We start from the raw sequence: 843 nt of genomic DNA, 5'->3' as shown, positions 1-843 counted from the left end.
CTTCCATTATGTTCTTCCCGGTTTCACATCAGTTTGCTTATTTGCTTGTATTAATTTGTGTGTTTATGTTTTTTCAAACGTCTATATTTGCGTTAAGCGATGYGATTACACTGGAAGAATTGGATCGGCGCCCCAAATGGAATTTTGGTTGGATTCGGCTTGGAGGCACCATCGGATTCGCTACTATGTCGCTCGTGTTTGGTTTCGTTGCCAAATCGCACATTAATTCCATGTTCCCTGTCTATGCTGGAACGATGGTTGCTGCTTTGCTGCTGTTATGGTGTTTTCCGCCAGCGGCGAGCCGTCAGGCCAACGTAACCGGCAAACGGTTTCGGGAGCTTTTTCGTAATGGGAAGCTGATGTTTTATTTGGGCATTAACTTTATTGTACAAGTTACACTTGGCTATTATTATGCCTTCTTCCCCATTTACTTCAAGGAAATGGGTGCTGATAGCTTGCTGCTAGGTTGGTCAATGGTTATTTCATCGATGAGCGAGCTGCCGTTTTTGCTGTTTTCCGGTTGGATCTTCAAGCGCATTTCGATCTCCATGCTGCTGATCATTGCCGCGTTCGGGTCTGCCGTCCGGTGGTTCTTATTTTCCATCATTGACCAGCCGCATTGGGTTTTACCCGTGCAGATGCTGCATGGTATTATTTTCATCGTATTGTCTGTCACTCTCGCGACGTTCATCAACCGTGAAGTGCCTTCCGAGTGGAAAGCCAGCGGTCAAACGCTGAACGGCTTACTCAGCCTTGGAGCAGCGCGCATTATCGGCAGCTTCCTGGGTGGCATCATGAGTGCTGCTTATGGCATGAGACAAGTTTTTCTGTATAGCTCATGGG

1 protein-coding gene is annotated in these 843 nt (G+C 47.0%); it reads left to right on the top strand.

Annotated features, from left to right (window positions below):
• Positions 1–843: MFS transporter (locus AC1DUA_RS39405; protein ID WP_477504851.1), on the top strand; the 843-nt coding region annotated here is incomplete at both ends.

This window comes from Paenibacillus sp. 01T422, assembly GCF_056398785.1.
Note: the sequence above shows the minus strand (reverse complement) of the source record. Positions and strands in the feature narration are given on the sequence as shown.